We start from the raw sequence: 22931 nt of genomic DNA, 5'->3' as shown, positions 1-22931 counted from the left end.
AGCAATCCAAAGAATCGGATCGCTGCAAAACGAACTTCAGTTACAGTCCACTAGTCACTAGTCACAGTTTCTAGTCACTAGTCACGTCCCCGTAGGGGACTTCCAGCTCCATTCCGTCGCGCGCGATGTAGGTCTCCCGAAAAACCGCGCGCGCTTCCTTCTCCAGTTCGATTGCATCACGCGTGTAGCGCGCGGAGAAGTGCGTCAGCAGCAGCTTCTTTACTCCCGCCTTTACCGCGACCTCGGCGGCTTCGCGAGCCGTGGAGTGCCCAGTCTCGAGGGCGCGCACGGCTTCTTCGTCCGAGAAAGTCGCTTCGTGCACGAGTAGATCGGCGTTGGCGGCTGCCGCGATGGTGGCATCGCATGGACGCGAATCGCCGGTGAGCACCACGCGCCGGCCCGGACGCGTGGGACCTACCAGCGATTCCGCGGTGACTACGCGGCCGTCGGAGAGCGTCACGGGGCGGCCCCGGTGGAGCTCGCCCCACATCGGACCTTCCGGCACGCCCATCGCGCGCGCCCGCTCGGGGTCGAAGCGGCCGAGGCGTTCCTTTTCGACCAGAGCGTAGCCGATCGCGCTCCGTCCGCCGTGATCCACCGCGAAGGTTTGGAGCGAATACTGGTCGTGCTCGATGACCGCGCCCGGCTCGAGCTCAGAGACCTCGATGGGGAAAGGCTGCTTCTCGGTGCCGAGCCGGATAGCGCGGCGCAGGAGATCGTCCGCGCCCCGTGGGCCGAACAGGTGCATCGGCTCGGTGCGGCCGCCGAGCGCGAGCGTGCGGCACAGCCCTATGACGCCGAGCATGTGGTCGGCGTGCATATGGGTGAAGAAGATCCGCGACAGCGCGAAGGAGATGCCGTAGCGCATCATCTGGCGCTGCGTGCCTTCGCCGCAGTCGAACATCAGCGTCTCGCCCTCGCGGACGATCGCGAGCGAGGAGACGTTGCGCTCGACCGTGGGGCGGGACGCGGAGGTGCCGAGAAAGCGGACTGTCAGCGACATGCGCCCAATATATCGGCAGCGGGCGTGCAGGCGCGGAACGGCGGAGGGCTAACTGTCGGTGTTGCATTGACTTCCGGGGTCCGGACGGTTATAGTTCGGAGTAGTCCCGAAACGGGTATCACTCGTTTAGACTACGCACCGGCCGAATGCGACGGGCGGTACTCTCCAGAGGGCGAAGCAGTCGCAAGGTCAGTTTTGGGGCTGTAGCTCAGCTGGGAGAGCGCTGCATTCGCATTGCAGAGGTCAGGGGTTCGAGCCCCCTCAGCTCCATCGGTGAAACGATTCTTGCAACAAATCGTCTAACCAGCGAGTATATTAAGTATCAATCAGTAGGTACCCGCCATCGCTCGGTAGGACGTAGAGTTCCAATGGCCATGTGCTGGGTTACCTGCTGAAGCGGGGAACGCCGCGATTCTCATCCCGAGAAATCGCGGCGTTCGTGCATCCAGGCCTCTCGGCGTGCCGGCGAAGCTAATCCAATCTCGCGGTCACGTCGGCCTTAAGAGCGGTGAACACGTCCTGCAGGAAGCGCGACTCGTCCACTTCCGTCTTGCCGTAGAAATCGCCGGTCGCGCGCGCGGAGAGGCGGGCGAAGAATCGCAGGATCCCGCTCTCCTGCACGACGACCCGCCCGCGCCGGCTGACGATGGTCTGGCCGTTCGGCTGCGCGTACACCAGGATCTGGTAGGTCGTGCCGTTGCCGGCGAACGGGCGCTTGAGCGGCGTCGGAATGAAGTGGCGCGCGCCGAGCGGCAGGCGCCACTCCGGCTCCTTCCTGAACTGGAAGAGCCAGCCGCGCTGATTGGCTCCGCGAACGATCGAGAAATCGCCGACGAGATTGCTCCAGCCCACCGTGAAGATTCCGATCTTGGTCGTCAGGTCCGAGCGGAGGATGAGCGAGTCCGGCAGCGCGCGCGTGCCGCCGTCGAGTGGCGCGAGCCTCCCGTCGCGCGACCGGAGTCGCACGATGAACAGCTTGTCGCGGAGCGTGAGCTCGAGCCAGCGCGAGCCGCGCGCATCCGTCGCGATCAGGCGCATGCGCGTGTCGCTCAAGTACTCGTTCAGAAAGTCGGCGTACGCGCCCGGCATCCGCTCGGGAGTGATGCGGAGTCCGAGCGTCAGCGTCGTGCCGCCGTCCCGGTCGTCCACCGTGCGCAGCGTGTCCACGCGCCACAGCTTCTCCATGATGGCGAAGGTGCGCGGCAGCTCGGCGCGGAACTGCGCGCGCAGCGCCGCGCTCGACCGGCCGTCAGCGGCCGTGAACAGGCCGGCGATCACGCGCGCGAATCCTTCCGGCGAGATGCGTCCGACCGAGAAGTCGGACGTCGTCGTCCACTCGTACTCGCTTGCGCTGAGCCGCTTGAGATGCAGGCCGTGAATTCCGTCGGCCGGCGCGTCGGGCAACGGAGTCGGGAGGCGCGGAACGATGAGGTATCCGCGGGGAGCCGGCTGCCCCGCGAGGATCAACGCCCGCGTGCTGTCGCGGCCGTTGACGTAGTTCCACACCGACGTGTCGTTGTAGATCAGCGAGGGCGTGAACGTGTGCCGGCCGAACTTGCGCCGCGCGGCGGTGGCTTTAGGGGTGCGGGTCGGGTGGGTGAAGCGGGACGCGAGCGCGCCGAACAGGTCGTCGGCGGCGGCGCGCGCGGGCGCGGGCCCCGCGCGGAACCCGTCCGCGGAGGGCGAGCAAGCGCCGAGCGCAACCAGGAGCGTCAGACACGCGGCGCGCGCGGCGCGCGCGGCGCGAGCGGCGAAGGTCGGTCGGGCCGGGCGGGCGGGAGTCGGGAGATGGTTCAGGTTGGTTGCTCCGCAGGGCGGGGATACGTCAGTAGGGACGGGCGCGAAACATCATTACCGGCGCGCGACCGGGAAAGGTCCGGCGACGCGTCAACTGCGCCCGGAGAGTAGGATGAACCTTATGGCAAGAAACCGAGCAGCATAAATGAAAAATATCCGCACGACGACTACGGCGTCGGCGCTCGTCGCATGTGCGGCGCTCACCGCGCTCGGGGCGCTGAGCTGCTCCGGTTCTGAGTATCCGGGCGACCCGGGCTACACGCCGCCGCCGCCGTCGTTCGTCCCGCTCACCGATCTGCGGACGGGCAGCTATCTGGGCTTTCAGGGTGGACTGTATCCCGGTGGCGTAAACACCGCGCCGGCGCAGCACGACAGCGTCGGGCGAGCCAGAGCGCGCGCCCTGCGGCCGCTGGATGCGACCGGTACCGAGGCAAGCTCCGGGAAATACGTGCTGCTCTCGATCGGCATGTCGAACACGACGCAGGAGTTCTGCTCCGGGAGCTCCGCGCCGCCGTGCAACTGGTGGACGTTCGTCGGGCAGGCACTCGGGGACGCAGCGGTAGACCGGACGTCGCTCGAGCTCGTGAATGGAGCGGCGGGCGGGCGGACCGCGTCGGCGTGGGATTCGCCCACCGATCCGGACTATGACAGAATACGCGATACGCGGCTGGCCCCCAGAGGCTTGAGCGAATCGCAGGTGCAGGCCGTGTGGGTGAAGGTCGCCAACGCGCAGCCGTCGAGCTCGCTGCCGGCGGCCAACGCCGACGCGCACACGCTGGTCGCGCAGATGGGCAGCATCGCGCGCGCTCTGCGGACACGCTATCCGAACGTCCGCCAAGTCTTCTTCTCGAATCGGATATACGCCGGGTACGCGGTGACCGCGCTGAACCCGGAGCCGTACGCGTACGAGTCCGGCTTCGCGGTGAAGTGGGTGATCCAGGCACAGATCGACCAGATGCGCACCGGCGCGATCGATCCGCGCGCGGGAAACCTGAACTACGACACCACGGCCCCGTGGATCGCGTGGGGCCCCGACCTCTGGGCGAACGGAACGACCGCGCGCTCCGACGGCCTGACGTATGTCCGGACCGATCTCGTCGGCGACGGTACGCATCCGTCGGACAGCGGCCAGCAGAAGGTCGGGCGCCTGCTGCTCGAATTCTTCAAGGGCTCGCCGTACACGAGCTGCTGGTTCCTGGCAGCCGGGAGCTGCTGACGGCGGCCCGGTTGTGGAAGCTGGCTGAGCGGGCGGCGCGGTCGTAGGTTGGAGCGCCTCCTCCAACCGGATCCGTGGCAAACCTACTAGAGCGACTGCAGTCGACACTCGGTTCGACATACACGCTAGAGCGCGAGCTCGGCGGAGGAATGAGCCGTGTGTTCGTGGCGCGCGACACTGCGCTCGGCCGGCAGGTAGTGATCAAGGTGCTGCCTCCGGACATGGCCGCCGGAGTGAACGTGGAGCGGTTTCGCCGCGAGATCCAGCTCGCTGCCTCGCTGCAGCATCCGCACATCGTGCCACTGCTCACGGCGGGATCCGCCGACGACTTGCTGTACTACGTCATGCCGATGGTGGAGGGCGAATCCCTTCGCTCCTGCCTCATCAAGGGCGGAGAGCTGCCGATTCTGAAAGTCGCGCGCATCCTGCGCGACGTGTCGTCCGCGCTGGCATACGCGCATGCGCGCGGCGTGGCGCATCGCGACATAAAGCCCGATAACATCCTGTTGTCCGGCGAGTTTGCGCTCGTCACTGATTTCGGCGTGGCGAAGGCGGTCAGCGAAGCCACCGGGGAGTCGAATCTCACTACGGCCGGGATGGCTCTGGGGACGCCAACCTACATGGCGCCCGAGCAGGCAGCGGCCGATCCGCAAGCGGATCATCGAGTCGACATCTATGCGCTGGGCGCGGTCGCGTACGAGATGCTTACCGGGCGGCCGCCGTTTACGGGGCCCAATCCGCAGATGGTTCTGGCCGCGCACGTGACGCGAGCTCCGGAGCCGGTTACGCAGCATCGCCCCGCGGTACCGCCTGCGCTCGGCGCGTTGGTCATGCGCTGCCTGGAGAAGAAGCCGGCGGATCGCTGGCAAACGGCAGCCGAGCTGAATCAGCAGCTCGAGGCGATGGCGACGAGCGGCGGGCACGAAGCGACGCAGGCAATGTTCGCGACGGCCACGAGTGCGACGCCACAGCAGCCGCCGGCCGCAGCGTGGAGGGGCCGCCGCGCGATGCTCGCCGGAGCTTTTGTGCTCGGCCTGTCCGCGTTCGCCGTTCTGGCGCTGTTTCAGCGAGGCGGTCGAGCCCAGCTCGATCCGAAGCGCGTAGCCGTGCAGGAATTCGAAAATCTTACACGCGACGCGGCGCTGAATCCATTGGGACCGATGGCGGCGGATTGGATATCGCAGGGGATCTCGCAGTCCGGCGTGGCGGAGGTCCTGTCCCTTCCGTTCACTATCCGAGACGCGGCGAGCGGCGGCGCGGCAGTTCCCCGGGACAGCAGGGATCGCCGGCTGCCTGACGCCGACGAGCTGTTGGCGGGCACGATTATCCGGGGGCGGTATTATCGCGACGGGGATTCGCTGCGGTTCCAGGCAGAGCTTGTCGACGCGAATACCAACCGCGTTATTCGATCGCTCGAAGCGACATCGGCTCCCGTGGATGTTCCCATGCCCGCCATTGAGCGGGTGCGCCAGCGCGTACTCGGCGCGCTCGCAACGTTGAACACAGCCGAGCTAGCTGATTGGGCGCGAGCGACCACGGAGCCGCCGCTCTTCGAGGCGTATCAGGAATACCTGGCCGGTCTGGCCGCCATCGAGCAGCGCACAGGCGTGACTGGAGCAAGTGGACGAACGTCAACGCTCGGCGGCCGAAGCGCGCGTGCGCACTTCCTGCGCGCGTTTCAATTGGACTCGACCTTTTTACTCGCCGGGCTCAGGGCGGCCGATTTCTCGACTCGGCCGCAGGCGGAATCGCTCCTGGCCGTGGTGGAGCGGGTGCGGCCGCGGTGGTCACCGGTAGATCGGGCATTGCTCGAGGGCGCGAAGGCGGGCGCGCGGGGGGATTTGCTCGGCGCTCTGCGAGCCGCCCGCCAGGTCGCGCAGCTTGCGCCCGGCCCGAGCTCGCTGCTCGAGGTTGCGGGCGCCGCAATTGCGGCCGGACGTCCTCACGAAGCTCTTGCGGCGCTGCAAAAGGCTGATCCGGAGTGGAAGCTCACGGTCGGCTGGGGCGAGCGGACGGACGCCCTTCATCTCGTCGGCGATTACCGCACCGAGCTCCAGGCTGTGGAGAAGAGACGGGAGCTCGGCGTCGCCGACCTGTACGACGAAGTTCAGGTCCACGCGGCCCTGGGTAGGATCGAGGACGTAAATGAGCGTGTCGAAGAAAGATTGCGTAATCCGCCAGAGGGCAACGACACGCCTGGGCAACTGATGCACTTCGCTGCCAGAGAGTATCGCGCACACGGTTACCCCGACGAGTCACGCGCGCTGACGGGGCGAGCGATCGCGTGGTTTCAGAGCCGCGAACCCGCTGAGCTCCAAATCACCGACGTGGTGACGTGGGGCGGCGCGCACTATCACATCGGCGAATGGGCGAAAGCGCGGGAGCAGTTCGAGCGCCTCTACTCAACCGATTCGACCAACGCTATTTACCTCGGCGCGCTGGGTCGAATCGCGGCGCGGCTCGGAGACCGCGCTGAAGCCGAGCGAATCTTTGCCGCGTTGGCGCGGCTCCGTGGAACTTTCGGCTGGAATCAGTACGAGCGTGCGCAGATCGCGGCTCTGGTGGGACGGCGCGACCAGGCTGTGGCACTGGTGCAGCAGGGGTGGGCCGAAGGCGTGGCGTACAACATGTACTTCCACCGCGACATCGACTTCGAGGGTATTCGGGACTATCCGCCGTTCGCGCGCCTGCTGAATCCGAAGGACTGATCTCCCCGCGGCTGCATGGAGCGCGACCGATGACTCCACCTAGCTTCGTGATGCCTCCTCGATAATTTGCGATAATGGCATTCCCGGTCGGTGTACCGAAGCAGGACACATGAGCGCGATTCCGCAGCACCTCGAGACAGCCCTGTCCAGTCGCTACACGCTGGAGCGAGAGCTGGGGCGGGGCGGAATGGCGACCGTGTTCCTCGGGCAGGACCTGAAGCACGACCGCGTGGTTGCGCTCAAGGTGCTACACCCCGAGTTGGCGGCGGCGCTCGGACCGGACCGGTTCCTCCGCGAGATCAAGCTGGCCGCGCGGCTGAATCACCCGAACATCCTGCCGCTGTTCGATTCGGGCGAGGCCAGCGGCTGGCTGTACTACGTCATGCCGTACGTCGAGGGTGAATCGCTCCGGCAGCGCCTCGACCGGGAGAAGAAGCTCTCCTTCGCGGAGGCGGCGCAGCTCGTGAGCGCGATCGGATCGGCGCTGGATTACGCGCACCGGCAGAGCATCGTGCACCGCGACATCAAGCCCGAGAACGTGATGCTGCACGAGGGCGTCCCTATGGTCATGGACTTCGGGATCGCCAAGGCGATCAGCGCAGCGGGCGGCGACACGCTGCTCACGCAGACGGGAATGATGGTGGGCACGCCCGCGTACGTCAGTCCGGAACAGGCGGCCGGCGAGCGCGAGATAGACGGTCGGAGCGACCAGTACAGTCTGGCGTGCATGCTGTTCGAGATGCTGAGCGGCAACCGGCCGTTCACCGGGCCGACGGCGCAGGCGGTCCTGGCGAAGCGGTTCACCGAATCGGCTCCGACGCTCAAGTCGGCGAGCGTGCGCGTGGCCGAGCATGTGGAGAAGGCCGTCGCGCGCGCCCTGGCGAAGGAGCCCACCGAGCGTTTCGACACGGTGATAAGCTTCGTGCAGGCCATCGTACCGGAAACGCGGCGGGGCAACGGAGCCGGTCCTACTGGAGGCGCGGAGTTGAGCAAGTCGACAAAATCGGTCGCGGTGCTGCCGTTCACCAACATGAGCGCGGACGCCGAGAACGAGTATTTCACCGACGGGATCGCCGAGGAGATCATCAGCGCGCTGTCGAAGATCCAGGCGCTGCACGTCGCGTCGCGGACGTCGTCGTTCGCCTTCAAGGGGAAGACCGAGGACATCCGCGACATCGGCCGGAAGCTCGAGGTGGGCACCGTGCTCGAGGGAAGCGTGCGGAAGTCGGGCAACAAGCTGCGCATCTCGGCGCAGCTGATCAGCGTGGCGGACGGCTACCAGCTGTGGTCGGAGCGGTACGACCGGGAGCTGGAGGACGTGTTCGCGATCCAGGACGACATCGCGCAGAACATCGCCAAGGCGCTGCGACTCGTGCTGACGGACCGCGAGCGGGAAGTGATCGAGAAAGTGCCGACCACGAATCTCGAGGCGTACGATTATTACCTGCGCGGCAGGCAGTACTTCAACCAGCTGCGGCTGAAGAGCCTGAAGTTCGCCCGGCAGATGTTCAACCGCGCGATCGAGATCGACCCCGACTACGCCCTCGCTCACGCCGGCGTCGCGTATTGCTGCGCGTTCCTGTACATGTACTTCGACGCGCGCGCGTCGAACCTGAACCAGGCGGACGCCGCCAGCCGGAAGGCGGTGGAGCTGGATCCCCAGCTGGCGGAGGCGCATGTCGCGCGGGGCTTCGCGGTGTCGCTGCGCAAGGAGTTCGAGGAGGCGGAACGGGAGCTGGAGCTCGCGATCGAGCTGGATCCGAGATCGTACGACGCCGCGTATTTCTACGGCCGCGCGCTGCTGACGCAGGGGAAGTGGGAGCGCGCGGCGGACATGTTCGCTCGGGCGGCGGAGATCCGGCCCGAGGATTACAGCACGCCGGGATTCCTGTCGCAGGCGTACGAGGGGATGGGGCAGCACGACAAGGCGATCGCGGCGCGCAAGCAGGCTGTGGAGCTTGCCAGGAAGCACCTGGAGCTGAATCCCGACGATTCGCGCGCGCTGGTGCTCGGCGCGACCGCGCTCGCGGCGGCGGGGGAGCCGGACAAGGCGGCGGAGTGGGCCGGCCGCGGCCTCGCCATCGATCCGGAAGATCCGATGACGTTGTACAACGTGGCCTGCGTGTACGCGCTGAGCGGTCGGCCCGACGCCGCGCTGTCGTGTCTCGAGAAGGCGGTGGACAACGGGTTCGGGCACAAGGAGTGGCTGGAGCACGACACCGATCTGGAGTCGCTGCGGGCCGACTCGCGGTTCCAGTCGCTCGCGTCGGCGATGTAGCGGACCGCTGCGATGATGAGCTCGGATTGCGCAGTCTCAAGTGACATGGCCGAATGGGTCACCGCCAGCGGCCTTCACGGTTGAGTCGGAGGCCTTTTCGGCTTAGATTTCGTATATCGGCGCCGCGGCCCTCCGCGGCGTTTTTCTGCCCCTTGGTGTAACTGGCAACACGTCTGACTCTGGATCAGAAGAGTCCTGGTTCGAGCCCAGGAGGGGCAACTCAGTAGGCAGAGGCATTGTCAGCACTTGGCTGGCGGTGCCTTTTTGCGTGTTGCCGGCCTTCTCCCGTTTCGCTCGAGTTTCTCCCGCCTGTCGCCTGTGCTCCGTTCTCAGAGGTAGCCGAAGAGCGGCGGGAAGGCGATCACGACGATCGCCGCCCAGACGGCGTACACGGGCAGGTAGTTGGTCTGCCAGCGCTCGAGCACCGAGAACGATCCGGCACCTCTCAGGAAGCGCACATACAGCACCGCCGACCACGCCAGGTTCACCAGCAGGATCACGTTCATACCCAGAGCGGCCACCCGGTTCGGGCTGAAGCCGAACTCGTCGATGCGCGCGACGATGGCCCACAGCGTCAGCATGTCCGCCAGGAGCGCGCTGACGAGCAGCACGACCTGCAGCACGTCGAACACACCGGGGGGCGTGCGCGGATCGCGGGCGGAGATGGAATACAGCAGCAGTCCCAGAACCACCACCAGGAGCAGGTCGAACGCGATGAGCATCTCCCGCTCGATGTCGATCGCGCGCCCGGTCCACAGCATGGTCACCAGAAACGTGACGAGCAGGGCGGCGAACAGCGGCGTGAACAACCGCGTCAACACGGGTGCCATGTTCTCGATCACGCTCTGCTTGGCCTCCACGAGCCACGCGGCGATCACCACGGCGCCGACCGCACCGCACGGGAGCAGCCACGACTCGAAGAAAGGCTCCGGGTCGATCCCGATGCCCTGGAAGATGAGCGCCATGAAGCCGGTAAGCACGCCGCCGCCAAGCGCGATCAGGACGTAGTAGATGAGTAGTTCGCCGGTGAAGCGAATGAAATCCATCCGGCCCGCCACCTGACCCCAGCGGCCGCCGGCGTACGCGACGCCCACCACCAGCCAGAGCGCGATCGGCAGGTGCAGCGCCAGCAGCACCTGCGTATGACTCTCCTCCGTCGAGAACGGATAGACATTGGCGAATACGGCCGCCGCTGCGAATGCCACCGCCAGCCAACCGACAATCCTGCGGTCGAGCTGCCGCTTCCAGGCGAAGTAGCCGGTGAGCAGCGGCAGGACGAACAGGCTCGCGTTGCGAGCGTAGAAAGGAGCGTCCTGATCCAGGTCGAGCCCGAACGCCGCGGGCAGCTTGACCGCCAGCGCGGCGGCCGCGGCGAGACCGAATGCGACGACAGAATCCGTACGCGCCCCCGCCTGCGGCTCGTCGGTGTCAGACGGTGACATCACCAGCTGCTTCCACAGTCGGTCCGAGTGCTCGCGCGCGAACTCGCGCGAGAGAGAGTCGAGGTCGCCCATTCGCTTCACCGCCACCAGGAACGCTTCATCGGTGGCGAGCCCCGCCTCGGTCAACCCCGCCACCTGCTCGCGCAGATGATCTTCCAGCTCGGCGACATCCACGGAGTGAATCGCCTGCCGCCGGCGGAGGTAGCTCCGCCACTGGTCGATCTGGTCCTCGAGCGATACGGTGCGTTCTGGCGTAGCCACGTCAGGCTCCCTGAGGTAGAAGCGCGGCCACCGTCGGGCGGCCGGCTGGAATGGAATGGGACAGCGACTGCCAGATGCCGCGTAGAGTCGCGTCAACCGCCTGCCACTGCTTGCGTTCTTCGGCGAGCTGCGCCCGCCCTTGCGAGGTGATCCGGTAGTACTTGCGACGGCGTCCACTCTCGGCGACTTCCCACCGCGCCTTGATGTAGCCGAGGCGCTCGAGGCGGTGCAGGACCGGATAGAGCATCCCGTCCGTCCACTCCATCCTTCCTTTGGACAACTCGCGAACCCGCTGGAGAATCGCGTAGCCGTAGCTGTCGCCCTCGGCGACGATCGCCAGGACGATAGGGGTGGACGAAGCGGCCATGAGGTCCTTGTTGATCTCCATCGCTTCCCGTGTGCGCGTCGCGGACGAGCCCAACCGGTCGTACATAGCAGTATTATACATTGAGCTGCTATGTATGTAAAGACCCCGCTGATTGGCGCGTTGAAGGCCGCAAGGGGAGGGCTGCGGCAGCCGCGTTCATCCGCCTACGACAGGCTGGCCTGAAACGCCTCCAGGTACCGGGCCACGTCGAGCCCGTCCACCAGCGCGTGGTGCACCTCGACCGCGACCGGCATGAGCCAGCGCCCGCCGCGTTGCGCGCACCTCCCGAACACCACGCGCGGCACCGAGGCCTTCCCGCCGTTCAGCGCGTTGCTGAATGCCGTGAAGCGCATCCACGGCAGGCTGGAGTGATATATGAGATCGTCCTCGCCGGGACGCGGGAGCACCAGCGGCGTGACGCGCTTCGCCGCGGCGACCTCGCCGGCAGCATGGCTTGCGAACTCCTCCAGACCCGGAGCGGGGGGAAATATTCCGAAGCCGAACGTGTCGTCCTCGCGCAGGATCGTCGCGCTGGCGCGCACGCTGTCGTGCACCCACACCCGGTCGCCGCGAATCCGCAGGCGAAACGCCTCGATTCCGTTCGCCGCGCGCAGCGAGTGGAACAGCGTGGCGATGTAGAACGACGGCGAGTCCGCCTGGGCGCATCTCTCCCAGGTCGCGGTGGCGTCCACGTCCACGCACAGGCTGAAGAACGGATTGGCGAACCCACAAAACAGCTCGAAGTGCTCCCGCCGACTCCAACTTCCGACGTCGAGAAACCGACCGGAGGCTTCACCTGCTTGGGTCATTTCTGCAAATTCATTGAATGAGCGTCTCATTCCTGGCTAGCGGCGTCATCGCCCGGCGAACGGCCACGAAACATACTGCCGCCGGCCAGTGCCGACTGTCTGCGGTGGCGATGCTCCTCATGCTGGAGCTGGGGGCGTGCGCGACCGTGCCTCCACCGGAAGCCTCGCCGCAGCTCGCTCGCGCCGAGGATACGAGCGCCGCCACTCCGCCGGCCGAGCACGTACCGCTGCTGACGTTCGAGGTGCGGCCGAATCCTGCGGCCGCGCAAATGGGGCCGATCGGACACGCAGTGCGCGCGATCCGCGGCGGGATTCTCGTGTCGGGCGGCCTTCCCTCACTCTCCTCGCCGTCGGCGTGGACCGCGCGCGCTGAGCGGTCCAGCCAGGAGATCACGCTGTATGTAACGCCGTCGTTCGTGAGCGAAGGTATCGTCTCCGGGCCGGCGTGGTACGACGCGGCGATGGCTCTGGAGCCCGGGCGGTACGCCGTGAGGGTGCAGTTGCTGTTGCAGGGCGAGCCTCATCCGGGAATTCCACTGACTTATCCGCCGGTCGTGATCAGTGACGTGGCGGCGCCCGCTATTGACGTGACGTTCGATCCCGGCGCGGTGCGTCCCGGAAGCTCCTTGCTCGGCCTGTCCGTCGACGGGATCAACGCGCAGCGCGCCATTGACAGCAGCTGGGTTGGCGGCGTGCGTTTCCGGGATACGTTGCGCGTGCGCGGAAGCGTGATGGCGCATCCGGAGTCCGATTACAAGGCGCCGTGCTTCGAGGTCGACTCGGCTAGCGCGAGACAATTGCCGCGGTGGCCGGGGGATGAGCGCCGCCACTGGTTCTGCTTCGAGAACGATTCGTTCGCGACGATGCTGCTCGGCCCTCCGGAGTACCAGCGCGACGTGACGATCACGATCGACAGGTTCACGATCAATCGGAACCTGACGGACGCGGTGAACTCCGCCCGCATCATCACGGTCGACCCGGTTTCTGCGCCCGATCCGGACTTGCCTCCGCCTCCGTCACCAGCGCCCGACGATAGTGGCGGCAGCCGACCGCCTGGCCAGACGGCAGCGGTTCGGGTTGCGCTCCGACTCGAGCTGGACCCGACCAGAAGGGAGATCACCTGACGCCATCCACTCGTCGCTGAACAATGAAATACGTTCGGCTGGGCACGGCCGGCGCGTCGGTCTCGCGCATCTGCCTCGGCTGCATGACGTTCGGCAGCAGGAAGTGGCGGCCATGGGTCGTGGAAGAAAGCGACGCCCGGCTGATCTTCAAGAAGGCGATCGAGTCCGGCATCAACTTCTTCGACACCGCGGACATGTACTCGCTCGGAGTGAGCGAGGAGATCACCGGCCGCGCCGTGCGCGACATGGCGAAGCTCGACGAAGTAGTCGTCGCCACCAAGGTCTACTGGCCCATGACCGACCGCCCCAATATGGGCGGGCTGTCGCGGAAGCACATCATCCAGGGGTGCGAAGCCAGCCTCCGGCGGCTCGGCCTCGAGCGCATCGATCTCTATCAGATCCACCGGCTCGACGGAACGACGCCCGTCGAGGAGATCCTGGCCGCGCTGGATCATCTGGTGACGTCGGGCAAGGTGCTGTACGTCGGGGCGAGCTCGATGTACGCCTGGCAGTTCGCGCGAATGTTGAGCGCGGCCGAGCGCAACGGCTGGGCGCGGTTCGTCACGATGCAGAACCATTACAACCTCCTGTACCGCGAGGAGGAGCGCGAGATGAACCCGCTGTGCGAGGCGGAGGGGATCGGTTTGCTGCCGTGGTCGCCGCTGGCGCGCGGATATCTCGCGGGCGCGCGCCGCTCGCTCGGCGACCGCGAGTCCACGCAGCGCGCGAAGACCGACGAGTACGGCCACACCCTGTACACTGAGAGCGGCGACTGGGACGTGGTGGAGGCGTTGAACGCCGTCGCCGCCGCGCGGGGAGCCGCGCCCGCGGAGGTCGCGCTCGCGTGGCTGCTGTCGAAGCTGGCGGTCACGGCGCCGATAGTCGGGACCACCAAAGCGGGCCACCTCGACGCGGCCGTCAGAGCGATCGAGCTGGAGCTGTCGGCGGAAGAGATAGCGCGGCTCGAGGCACCGTACAGGCCGCATCCGATCGCCGGACACAGTTGATCCATTTCGGCGGTTCTCCGCGCGCGTTACAAACGCGCGGGCAGCACCGCAGGCGGCGGTGAACGTCTGAATCAAGCGAGGCCCGCCCCAAGTGTTCGCGGGGCCTCCTTGCCGGATTCGCGAGTAACCCGCAACGTTGCGCCGCTACTCACCCATGGCATCGGAGGTGGTTCCATGCTGGACCGTATGCTGTCCGCCGTGTTCCGCGGCGCTGCCGCACTCGTCCTCGCATTTCTTCTACTGTGGCCGAACGAGCTTCGCGGCCAGGCGCAGGCAACCACCGGGGTCATCCGCGGCCTGGTGACCGACTCCGCGGGCGCGCCGGTCGTCGGCGCGACCGTGACGGTGCGCAACCTCGCGACCAACTTCGAGCGCTCGATCACCACCAACAGCACCGGGTCGTTCGCGGCGACGCTGCTCCCGGTGGGCACTTACGAAGTGAACGTTCGCGCGCTCGGCATGAGCCCGTTCCGGCGCCCGTCGCTCAGGGTGAGTCTTGGCCAGGCGGTGGATCTCGAGATCGCCATGGCCCGGCAGGCGACGACGCTCGGCACCGTGGTCGTGGAAGGCGCCCGTCCCCTGGTGGATCCCAACGAGACCGAGGCGGCAACGAGACTCTCCGCCGAAGTCGTCTCCGGCTTGCCGAACAACGGACGGAATTATCTCAACCTCACTCTGCTCACGCCGAACGTGGCGATCGTGCAGGGTCCGGACGGGGACGAGCTGTCCGTCGCCGGCCAGCGCGGAATTCACAACAACGTTTCGGTGGATGGCGCCGACTTCAACAATCCGTTCTTCGGCGAGCAGCGCGGCGGCCAGCGGCCGGCGTTCACGTTCAATCTCGATGCCGTGCAGGAAGTGGTCGTGATCTCGCAGGGAGCGAACGCAGAGTTCGGCCGCTCCAGCGGCGGCTTCGTGAACGTGCTGACCAAGTCGGGGACGAACGAGCTGCGCGGATCCACCCACTATTACCTGAAGAACGGCGCACTGTCGCAGAACGCGCGGCACGGAGCGATCGAGCTCGACCCCGACTTCTCGCAGCACCAGTTCGGGTTCACGCTCGGCGGTCCGCTGCGGCGCGACAAGGCGTTCTTCTTCATCGCGTACGATCAGCAGATCTACGACGAGACCAAGCAGAAGTCGCGTCCGCCCTCGGCCGCGTTCACCGAGCTTCAGAGCTTCCTCGGGACCGCATTCGGCGGCACGCTGCGCGACGACTTCGGGTCCATAGAGCGCACGAATGACGCGAACGCGCTCCTGGTGAAGCTGGACTGGCGCGTCAATCCCGTGCACAACGCCGCGCTCAAGTACAACTACACGAACTCGCGGCAGGTGAACGGCACGTTCGACGTGGACACCTGGGGACGCAGCGCCAACGGCGTGGAGAAGGACTACTCGCACGCCTTCAACGGGAGTCTCGCGTCGCAGCTCTCGGCCAGCGTGTCCAACGAGTTCCGCTTTCAGTTGGCCCGCGAGGACCGGCCGCGGCCGTATGCCGGCCCGACGATGCCCGGGGGAAGCCGCCCCTTCCCCGACACCGGGATGGACTTCGAGCACGGCTTCCGGTTCGGGCTGCCGTTCTTCCTTCCGATCAAAGCGCACGACACGCGCATCCAGGTCCTGGACAATGTCTCGTGGCTGAGAGGAAATCACCTGATCAAGGCCGGCGCCGAATGGAACCGGGTGGAGGCGAAGCAGACGTTCATCGGCTTCGCCAATGGCCGGTTCATCTTCAGCAGCGTGAACGGATTCCGGAACTACGTCACGCTCGGCAACGGGTACGTGGAGTGCTCGGACGGAACGTCGAACACGACGGGAAGCTGTCCGGCCGGCTCGACGATAACGGGCCCGGTGCTGCTGTACCTGCAGCAGGTCGGCGTGGGCGGACGCTCCGTCGAGGACGCCGGGACGCAGGCGATCCCGCAGCACGACCTGGCCGCGTACATCCAGGACACGTGGAAGCCGACGCCGAGGCTCACGCTGAACTACGGCGTGCGCTGGGAGGCGCAGGTGCAGCCGGATCCGATCACGCCGCCGAACGAAGTGTTCTTCGCGCCGTTCATCGGCAAGACCGTGACGAACTCGGCGGGCACCTTCCGGTTCCCGTCGGACGGGACGATTCCGTCGGACTGGAAGATGTTCCAGCCGCGCTTCGGCATGACGTGGGACGTCGGCGGGGACGGGAAGCAGGTCGTGCGGGCAAGCGCGGGAATGTTCTACGCCAGGATCCCCGGGCTCAACCTGGCGAGCTCGCGCAGCACCAACGGATCCATCGGGCAGACGCTCTTCCGGAATAGCGAGCTGAGGGCAATTCTCGGGGCGCCGCCCGATTACGACGAATTGCTCGCGGCGCCGGGCGCGGTGTTCTTTCCCGACGTATTTGTGTTCGACGAGGATTTCCGCAATCCGCGCACGATCAGCGCGATGGCCGGATACGAACGGGAGCTGGGGCGGGGGCTGGCCGGGTCGGTGAGCTTCACGCACGCCCGCACGGACTTTCTCACGCGCTTCATCAACCGGAACGACGCGGTCTTCGGCAGTCCGTGGAGCAGCGGGCTCGAGCCCGGCGGCTCGAACGGAATCTTCACGCTGACGGTCGTGGAGAGCAGCGCCAAGTCGCGGTACAACGGGGTCACCGTCGGACTGCAGGGCGCGCCGCACCAGCGCCTGCAGTTCGAGGGGAACTACACGCTGTCCTTCGACAAGTCGGACGACGACAACGAGCGCGATCCTTTCAGCTTCAGGTACGCGCGAGCCAACCGGCTGGACCGGGAATACAACTGGAGCGATCGGGACCAGCGGCACCGCTTCAATGCCTGGCTGCTGGCCCGGCTGCCGTGGGCGCTGGAAATGAACAACCGCATCAGCGCGTACTCGGCGCAGCCGACCTCCGAGAAGTGCGGCACCGGGAACAGAGGCACGGGCGAGCGCGCGACGGGTCCGGGGGACCGGATCTGTCCCGACGGCTCCATCCTGCTGCGCAACACGCTCCGAAAGGAGAACGCCTTCTTCTCGTGGGACGTTCGCTTTGCACGCGCCTTCGAGAATCGCGGCCGGGGCCGGCTCGAGGCGATCGTAGAGGTGTTCAACGTCACGAACTCGGACAACTTCCGTGACCCGGCGGCGACGTCGCTGCTGTTCAACTTCGACGGGACGATCAGGAGCGGGCTGGGCGACCCGCGCCAGATCCAGGCGGGGCTGCGCTGGATCATGTGATCGTTTGACGAGCGGGCCCGGCATTGCCGGGCCCGCCCGTGGATGCGGACTGGATGTCCGCAAGCCCAGCATGTAGCTTCGCAGTCCAAGTTCCGCTATCCGGGTTACCTGAAGAGAGGATGGACGTGAGGTATCTGCTCGCGCTTGCCACTGCCGGACTCTCTCCGGCGATCGCCGCGGCCCAGACTCAACGGGTCGAAGTTCTCCCGCCCGCGCAGCAGATCGCGCTAGCGGTGCTGCCGGCGCCCGCCGGATTTCGCGACGCGTCCACCGTGCTCGGCTATCGCCCCGATGGGCAGCTCGTACGGTTGCGCGTGGGGGACAACGGCATCATCTGCCTGGCCGACGACCCGCGCGAGCCGCGCTTCCACTCCGCCTGCTACCACGAGTCGCTCGAGCCGTTCATGGCGCGCGGGCGCGAGATCCGGCGGATACACGGGCCGAACAAGCGCGAGCTCAGCGACAGTCTGCGGCTGGCCGACATCCGCGCCGGACGCATCAGGATGCCGGCGAGCGCGGTGCTCTACCAGATATTCGCGGCGGACGACAGCGTGGACGTGGCGACGGCGACCGTGAAAAGTCCGTCGTACCTGGACGTCGTGTACATCCCGGGCGCCACGCCGAAATCGACCGGCTTCACGACGGACGCGCTGCGGGGCACGCCCTGGCTGATGTATCCGGGAAAGCCGTGGGCGCACATCATGATCGTGCGGTAGCAGCTTTTCAGTTACTTGGCCCGCGTGAGGTTCCCGCAGGTGAGCACGTTACTGAGCTGCGTACCACGACCCCGGTACACGTTCACGTGGTATTGTCCCGTCGCGGGCATGGTGATCGCGAGTTCCATGTCCAGCTCGCCGCGGCCGTTCGCACCGACGTCGATGATGGGGAATCGCTCGACCGGGGCGATGGGCACCATGTCGCTGCCGCAACGGCCCGGTAAGATCGCCCACTGCAGCGCCGATCCGTCGTATCCGGTCGTCGACACCGTCAGCCGGACGCGGGTTCGCTCGGATCCGGCCGGGGAGAGGAACATGTACCCCGTGGTTCTGTTACGAACCGTGGGCGCGACGCCGCCGGTTCGCTGCTGCGTGGCCTGGAGCATCGCTTGCCACCGCACCGGAACGCCGGCCGCGGCGATCGCCTCGGCGCGGTCGTTAGAAGAAGGGCGGGTCGGGGCGGGCTGAGCCCCGCAGCGCCCGGCGGCGCCGGACACCACGGCAATAACAAGTAGCGGCGAACCTATGCGCAGCGAATGCATGGGGACCTGCCCGAAGCGTGGACGGCTCAGCCGGCCATTACCCGAGTTGCTGCATGAATCATACGACGGGTTCCGGCGCCCGGCGAGGAGGCAGTCAGCCGCTCAGTGGTCCATTCGCAGCGCCTGCGCCGCGCGCACTTCGGGAAGATTCGGATCGAGCGCGATAGCGCTGTCCAGCGCTTGATTGAACAGAGACGCGCGGCGCTGGTCGGCGGGATCGAGCGCCGCCCACCAGAAGCGCGCCTCGGCGAGCCGCGCGAATGCCTGCGCGTAGCGTGGGTCGAGCCTGACGGCTTCCTCGAACGCCTCGATGGCCGGCGTGAGGAACTGAGCGTTCGCGCTGTCCTGCCGCGAGCGGCGGAAATAATCGAGCCCGCGCCCGTACGCTTCGCGCGCGGCCGGGACGCTCGTCGCGGGGGACGGAGGCGCGACGGCGGTGTCCGCCGGCTGGGCCGAGCGCGACATGTAGTTCAACGCGGCGAGTCCGAGCGAGGTGGCGACGAGCAGGCCGATGACGGCGCGGCTCATCCACGGTGGTCGGGCCGGAAGCGCCGCAGGCACCACGTCCGCGGTCACACGCGCGTCCGGCGAGATGCGGTCCAGCTCGTCCACTATCTGCTCCGCCGACTGCGGTCGCGCGGCCGGGTCCTTCTCCATGCACCGCGTCACGAGCTCGGCGAGCGCGGGCGGGATGTCCTCGCGCCGGCTCGCGAGCGGCGGGGGCGTTTTCGTGAGGTGCGCCGTGATCGCCTCGCGGTGCGATGCCGCCGGGAAGGGCAGCTGACCGGCAAGGAGGTGATACGCGGCGACGCCAAGCGAGTAGATGTCGGAGCGGTGGTCCATCGCCGGATCGGCCGTGGCCTGCTCGGGCGAGATGTAGTCCGGTGTGCCGAGCGAAGTGCCGGCGACGGTGAGAGTCGAATCGCCCGTATCATCCTCGGGCTCGCGGGACGATGACAGCGCTTTGGCGACGCCGAAGTCGGTCACCATTGCGGCGCCGCCGGAAAGCAGGATGTTCGCCGGCTTGATGTCGCGGTGCACGACGCCTTCCTCGTGCGCGCGCGCGAGCGCGCAGGCGACGTCGCGCAAAATCCGGATCGCGCGGCGCACTTCGACGCGCTCGCCCCGCTCCAACAGGGCACGCAGAGACTCGCCGCGCACGAAGGGCATGGTGAAATACGGCAGGCCGTCGGCCTCGCCCGCGCTCAGCACCGTCACGATGTTCGGATGCTGCAGTCGCGCGGCGAGCGCGATCTCACGGCGGAACCGGGTGATGGATATCCCCGCGGCCAGCTCCGGCAGCAGCAGCTTCACGACGATGTCCCTGCCGAGCGAGCGATCGTGCGCCAGGAAGACGCGCGACATCCCGCCGCCGCCCAGCTCGCGCCCTAGCTCGTAGGTGGACCCGAGCGACGCGGCCAGCTTCTGCGCCAGCGGGTCGGAGCCGGACGGATGCGGGCTATCGGGAAATTTCACAGGCTACAAGCTACAACGTGGGAGGAGCGCCGCCGGTCAGTCGGCTGCCTCGGAGCGAAGCTGGCGCTTCAGGTTCACCAGTGCCGTGCGCGCGTGCTTCGCGGCGTCCGACGAAGGGTGCGTAGCGATCAGCCGGCGCAGCTCGGAGACTGCGGCGTCGAGATTCGGCAGCGGACCCGTATATAGATCGATCAGGCGGTTGGTCACGTACATGTGGCTCTCGGCCGGGAGATCCGGCCTCCGCTGCGCCTCGCGGAACAGGTCGGCCGCGCGCTGGAGATCGCCGTGCCTGGTGTGCAGGTCGGCGGCGCGGATGACGACGGTGGCGCCGCCGGTGCCCGCCGCCGCGTGTCGCTCGAACGCGGCGATCGCTTCGGCATGGTGGCCGCGGGCCAGGAGCGATTCCTCGTACGAGAAAGTCTCGTCGTACGTGCCCTGCGGCTGGATGAACGCGCTGAACGATCCACCGGCGAGCCGGCTGACGCCGATGATCGCGCAAAAGGTCAGCACGAACACGCCCACGAAACCGAGCAGGCCGCCGAGGACGGGGTTGAAGTCGTGCTCGCTGGCGTAGCGCGCGCCGCCGTAAACGCCGAAAAGTCCGGCCGCGATGAATGCGCCGCGAAAGGCGTTGACGTAATCGGCGGCTTCGGGTCCGAAGCGATCGAACAGGGTGAGGCGGTACTTCATTCGTCTCCTTCTGGCCGGAACGGGAGGCCGGTCGTAGGTTGGACGCAAACCAACCCGGGAAATATGGGCTTCTCCGTCATCGACTGGCTGATCGTTGCCGCGTATTTCGCGCTGACCGTCGCGATCGGATTCTACTTCACGCGCCGCGGCGGCTCGAGCATGAGCGAGTACTTCAACGCCGGCCGCAACGTCCCGTGGTGGCTCGCGGGCGTGTCCATGGTCGCGACGACGTTCGCGGCGGACACTCCACTCGTCGTCACGGGTCTCGTGGCCTCGCGCGGCGTCGCGGGGAACTGGCTGTGGTGGAACATGGTGATGAGCGGAATCCTCACCGTGTTCTTCTTCGCGCGGCTGTGGCGCCGCGCCGGAGTTCTCACCGACGTGGAGCTCGCGGAAGTGCGGTACGGCGGGAAGCCCGCCACGTTCCTGCGCGGCTTTCGCGCGCTATACCTCGCGATCCCGATCAACCTGATCATCCTCGGCTGGGTCACCAAGGCGATGGTGACGATCCTGTCGATCTCACTGGGAATCTCGCCCTGGGTCGCGGTGGGGATCTGCTTCGCCATCACGGTGGCGTACGCGGTCGCGGCCGGGCTCTGGGCCGTGCTGTGGACGGATTTCTTCCAGTTCATCATCATGATGACCGCGATCATCATCCTGGCATTTTTCGCGGTGGAAGCGGTCGGCGGGATCGGCGCGCTGCGCGCCGGCGTGACGGAGCATTTCGGAAGCGAGACGGCGGCGCTCTCGGTGCTGCCGGTAAGGATGGGCCCGGACGGGATCATGGCGTACGCGTGGATGCCGCTGCTCGCGCTCACCGTATTCCTCTCGGTGCAGTGGTGGGCGGCGTGGTATCCCGGCGCGGAGCCGGGCGGCGGCGGCTACATCGCGCAGCGGATCTTCTCCGCGAAGACTGAGCGCGACGGCGTGCTCGCGACGCTCTTTTTCCAGGTGGCGCACTACGCGATCCGTCCCTGGCCGTGGATCATCACCGGGCTCGCGACGGTGCTCCTGTACCCGAACCTGGAGAACCGCGAGCACGGCTACGTGCACGCGTTCATGGACTTACTGCCCACGCCGTGGCGCGGACTGATGCTCGCCGGATTCGCGGCCGCGTACATGTCCACGGTGGCGACGCAGCTCAACTGGGGAGCGTCCTACCTCATCAACGATTTCTACAAGCGATTCATGCGCCCCGGCAGGGACGAGAAGCATTACGTGAACGCCGGACGTGTCGCGACGATCTTTCTCTTTGCGGCGTCGCTGCTCGTCACGTGGCAGCTCGAGACGATCGAGGGTGCGTGGAAGTTTCTGCTCGCGCTCGGGGCCGGGACCGGTCTGGTCCTGATCCTTCGCTGGTACTGGTGGCGGATCAACGCGTGGTCGGAGATCAGCGCGATGACGACGTCGTTCATCGTATCGCTGCTCGCGTTCGCCTACATCCGTCCGCGCTTCGCGGCGACGGATCCGAATGGCGACGCGTGGGTGATGCTCACGACGGTCGCGGTGAGCACGGTGGTCTGGGTGGCGGTGACGTTCGCCACGAAGCCGGAGTCCGACGCCACGCTCGAGTCGTTCTACAAGAGAGTGCGGCCGGGCGGACCGGGTTGGGTCGCGGTGTCCAACCGGCTCGGCTTCGGGCGCGAGAAGATTCCCGGCGGCGCGCTGGCGTGGAGCAACTGGCTCGCCGGCGTGATCGCGGTGTACGCGTCGCTGTTCGGGATCGGCAAGCTCGTCTTCCTCGAGTTCGGCACGGGGCTGATCATGCTGCTCGTCGCCGGGCTCGCGTTCTCCTGGATCGCGCGCTCGTTCAGGAACGAGCCCGAGCCGCCGGCCGAGATCACGCGGATGGAGGAGGAGCGAAGAGCCGCGGCGTGAGGCGCGGCCTCACTCCGTGAGGACCTTCGGGTCGCCGAGGGTCCGATCGCGCACGGCGCTGTCATGGCCGAGCACGCGGCGGACGAAGTCCGGCCACCAGTCGGCCTGCGGGTCGCGGTCGCGATAGGCGTCGAGCGCCGCCCAGGTCTTGTCGTGGATCTGCTGTGCCCTGTCCAGCGCTTCCTCGCGAGAGATCCCTTCGTGCTTCATCGCGCGGCGACCGATCCGCGCGTGCAGCACTTCGTCCGCCCAGTCGTAGTCGTGGAAGTGGGCCGAGAGCTCGTCGCCGGACGCGCGGGCGGTCTCGTACTCCGAGCGCTTGCCGACTTCCGCCGGCATGAGCGACTGCTCGATGCCGTACAGGATGATCTGCCGCTCGAGCGGGGTGGCGTGCAGGTTGA

At 66.9% G+C, this 22931-nt stretch carries 17 protein-coding genes and 2 tRNA genes; 10 read left to right on the top strand and 9 right to left on the bottom strand.

Annotation, left to right across the window (positions count from 1 at the left end):
* Positions 1-70 precede the first annotated feature (70 nt).
* Positions 71-1003 carry a ribonuclease Z gene (gene rnz / locus WEA80_09025; GenBank protein ID MEX1186717.1) on the bottom strand — a complete coding sequence of 311 codons (933 nt, stop codon included), beginning with the start codon at positions 1001-1003 and terminating at the stop codon, positions 71-73.
* Positions 1004-1200: 197 nt separating this feature from the next.
* Here rnz and WEA80_09020 point away from each other — a divergent pair.
* Positions 1201-1273, top strand: a tRNA-Ala gene (locus WEA80_09020).
* Positions 1274-1474: 201 nt separating this feature from the next.
* Here WEA80_09020 and WEA80_09015 read toward each other — a convergent pair.
* Positions 1475-2509 carry a hypothetical protein gene (locus WEA80_09015; protein MEX1186716.1) on the bottom strand — a complete coding sequence of 345 codons (1035 nt, stop codon included), beginning with the start codon at positions 2507-2509 and terminating at the stop codon, positions 1475-1477.
* 436 nt (positions 2510-2945) lie between these two features.
* On the opposite strand from WEA80_09015, the gene WEA80_09010 reads away from it, so the two are divergent.
* From WEA80_09010 to WEA80_08995, 4 genes are all read left to right on the top strand, one after another.
* Positions 2946-4016 carry a hypothetical protein gene (locus WEA80_09010; GenBank protein MEX1186715.1) on the top strand — a complete coding sequence of 357 codons (1071 nt, stop codon included), beginning with the start codon at positions 2946-2948 and terminating at the stop codon, positions 4014-4016.
* A gap of 74 nt (positions 4017-4090) precedes the next feature.
* Positions 4091-6724: a serine/threonine-protein kinase gene (locus WEA80_09005; GenBank protein ID MEX1186714.1), complete on the top strand. Its 2634-nt coding sequence runs from the start codon at positions 4091-4093 to the stop codon at positions 6722-6724.
* 109 nt (positions 6725-6833) lie between these two features.
* Complete coding sequence (locus tag WEA80_09000; protein MEX1186713.1) at positions 6834-9002, top strand: protein kinase; 2169 nt, start codon at positions 6834-6836, stop codon at positions 9000-9002.
* Between the two features lie 146 nt (positions 9003-9148).
* Positions 9149-9221: transfer RNA gene (locus WEA80_08995), tRNA-Gln, on the top strand.
* Between the two features lie 110 nt (positions 9222-9331).
* Here WEA80_08995 and WEA80_08990 read toward each other — a convergent pair.
* The 3 genes from WEA80_08990 to WEA80_08980 form a co-directional block, all read right to left on the bottom strand.
* Complete coding sequence (locus tag WEA80_08990; protein MEX1186712.1) at positions 9332-10705, bottom strand: permease prefix domain 1-containing protein; 1374 nt, start codon at positions 10703-10705, stop codon at positions 9332-9334.
* A gap of 1 nt (position 10706) precedes the next feature.
* Positions 10707-11138: a helix-turn-helix transcriptional regulator gene (locus WEA80_08985; protein MEX1186711.1), complete on the bottom strand. Its 432-nt coding sequence runs from the start codon at positions 11136-11138 to the stop codon at positions 10707-10709.
* A gap of 98 nt (positions 11139-11236) precedes the next feature.
* Complete coding sequence (locus tag WEA80_08980; protein MEX1186710.1) at positions 11237-11881, bottom strand: chloramphenicol acetyltransferase; 645 nt, start codon at positions 11879-11881, stop codon at positions 11237-11239.
* Between the two features lie 110 nt (positions 11882-11991).
* Here WEA80_08980 and WEA80_08975 point away from each other — a divergent pair, with 110 nt between their 5' ends.
* From WEA80_08975 to WEA80_08960, 4 genes are all read left to right on the top strand, one after another.
* A complete protein-coding gene (locus WEA80_08975; GenBank protein MEX1186709.1) occupies positions 11992-13005 on the top strand; it encodes a hypothetical protein in 1014 nt (337 codons plus the stop codon).
* A gap of 23 nt (positions 13006-13028) precedes the next feature.
* Complete coding sequence (locus tag WEA80_08970; protein MEX1186708.1) at positions 13029-14012, top strand: aldo/keto reductase; 984 nt, start codon at positions 13029-13031, stop codon at positions 14010-14012.
* 174 nt (positions 14013-14186) lie between these two features.
* Positions 14187-17228: a carboxypeptidase regulatory-like domain-containing protein gene (locus tag WEA80_08965; GenBank protein ID MEX1186707.1), complete on the top strand. Its 3042-nt coding sequence runs from the start codon at positions 14187-14189 to the stop codon at positions 17226-17228.
* A 125-nt stretch (positions 17229-17353) separates the two neighbouring features.
* Positions 17354-17944 carry a hypothetical protein gene (locus WEA80_08960; GenBank protein ID MEX1186706.1) on the top strand — a complete coding sequence of 197 codons (591 nt, stop codon included), beginning with the start codon at positions 17354-17356 and terminating at the stop codon, positions 17942-17944.
* Positions 17945-17955: 11 nt separating this feature from the next.
* Here WEA80_08960 and WEA80_08955 read toward each other — a convergent pair whose 3' ends face one another.
* The 3 genes from WEA80_08955 to WEA80_08945 form a co-directional block, all read right to left on the bottom strand.
* The gene (locus WEA80_08955; GenBank protein MEX1186705.1) at positions 17956-18486 is read right to left on the bottom strand and encodes a hypothetical protein; all 531 of its coding nucleotides are present in this window, start codon (positions 18484-18486) and stop codon (positions 17956-17958) included.
* Between the two features lie 102 nt (positions 18487-18588).
* Positions 18589-19962, bottom strand: a complete 1374-nt coding sequence (locus tag WEA80_08950; protein ID MEX1186704.1) for a serine/threonine-protein kinase — start codon at positions 19960-19962, stop codon at positions 18589-18591.
* A gap of 36 nt (positions 19963-19998) precedes the next feature.
* Entirely contained in the window at positions 19999-20652 is a 654-nt protein-coding gene (locus WEA80_08945; GenBank protein ID MEX1186703.1) for a hypothetical protein, read from the bottom strand.
* Positions 20653-20715: 63 nt separating this feature from the next.
* On the opposite strand from WEA80_08945, the gene WEA80_08940 reads away from it, so the two are divergent.
* Positions 20716-22530, top strand: a complete 1815-nt coding sequence (locus WEA80_08940) for a sodium:solute symporter family protein (GenBank protein ID MEX1186702.1) — start codon at positions 20716-20718, stop codon at positions 22528-22530.
* Positions 22531-22539: 9 nt separating this feature from the next.
* Here WEA80_08940 and WEA80_08935 read toward each other — a convergent pair.
* Positions 22540-22931, bottom strand: a 392-nt coding sequence (locus WEA80_08935) for a hypothetical protein (GenBank protein ID MEX1186701.1), incomplete at its 5' end; no start/stop codon positions are given.

This window comes from Gemmatimonadaceae bacterium, from assembly GCA_040882285.1.
In the GTDB taxonomy this organism is placed as follows: domain Bacteria; phylum Gemmatimonadota; class Gemmatimonadetes; order Gemmatimonadales; family Gemmatimonadaceae; genus JACDCY01.
This window is presented reverse-complemented; position numbering and strand designations above follow the sequence as displayed.

What these genes read in the sequence shown, in the direction of transcription:
- WEA80_08985 (MEX1186711.1), bottom strand. Translation starts at nt 11,138, where the DNA reads ATGTACGACCGGTTGGGCTCGTCCGCGACGCGCACACGGGAAGCGATG.
- WEA80_08940 (MEX1186702.1), top strand. Translation starts at nt 20,716, where the DNA reads ATGGGCTTCTCCGTCATCGACTGGCTGATCGTTGCCGCGTATTTCGCG.
- WEA80_08970 (MEX1186708.1), top strand. Translation starts at nt 13,029, where the DNA reads ATGAAATACGTTCGGCTGGGCACGGCCGGCGCGTCGGTCTCGCGCATC.
- WEA80_08965 (MEX1186707.1), top strand. Translation starts at nt 14,187, where the DNA reads ATGCTGGACCGTATGCTGTCCGCCGTGTTCCGCGGCGCTGCCGCACTC.
- WEA80_09000 (MEX1186713.1), top strand. Translation starts at nt 6,834, where the DNA reads ATGAGCGCGATTCCGCAGCACCTCGAGACAGCCCTGTCCAGTCGCTAC.
- WEA80_08955 (MEX1186705.1), bottom strand. Translation starts at nt 18,486, where the DNA reads ATGCATTCGCTGCGCATAGGTTCGCCGCTACTTGTTATTGCCGTGGTG.
- WEA80_08980 (MEX1186710.1), bottom strand. Translation starts at nt 11,881, where the DNA reads ATGACCCAAGCAGGTGAAGCCTCCGGTCGGTTTCTCGACGTCGGAAGT.
- WEA80_09010 (MEX1186715.1), top strand. Translation starts at nt 2,946, where the DNA reads ATGAAAAATATCCGCACGACGACTACGGCGTCGGCGCTCGTCGCATGT.
- WEA80_08945 (MEX1186703.1), bottom strand. Translation starts at nt 20,652, where the DNA reads ATGAAGTACCGCCTCACCCTGTTCGATCGCTTCGGACCCGAAGCCGCC.
- WEA80_08975 (MEX1186709.1), top strand. Translation starts at nt 11,992, where the DNA reads ATGCTCCTCATGCTGGAGCTGGGGGCGTGCGCGACCGTGCCTCCACCG.
- rnz (MEX1186717.1), bottom strand. Translation starts at nt 1,003, where the DNA reads ATGTCGCTGACAGTCCGCTTTCTCGGCACCTCCGCGTCCCGCCCCACG.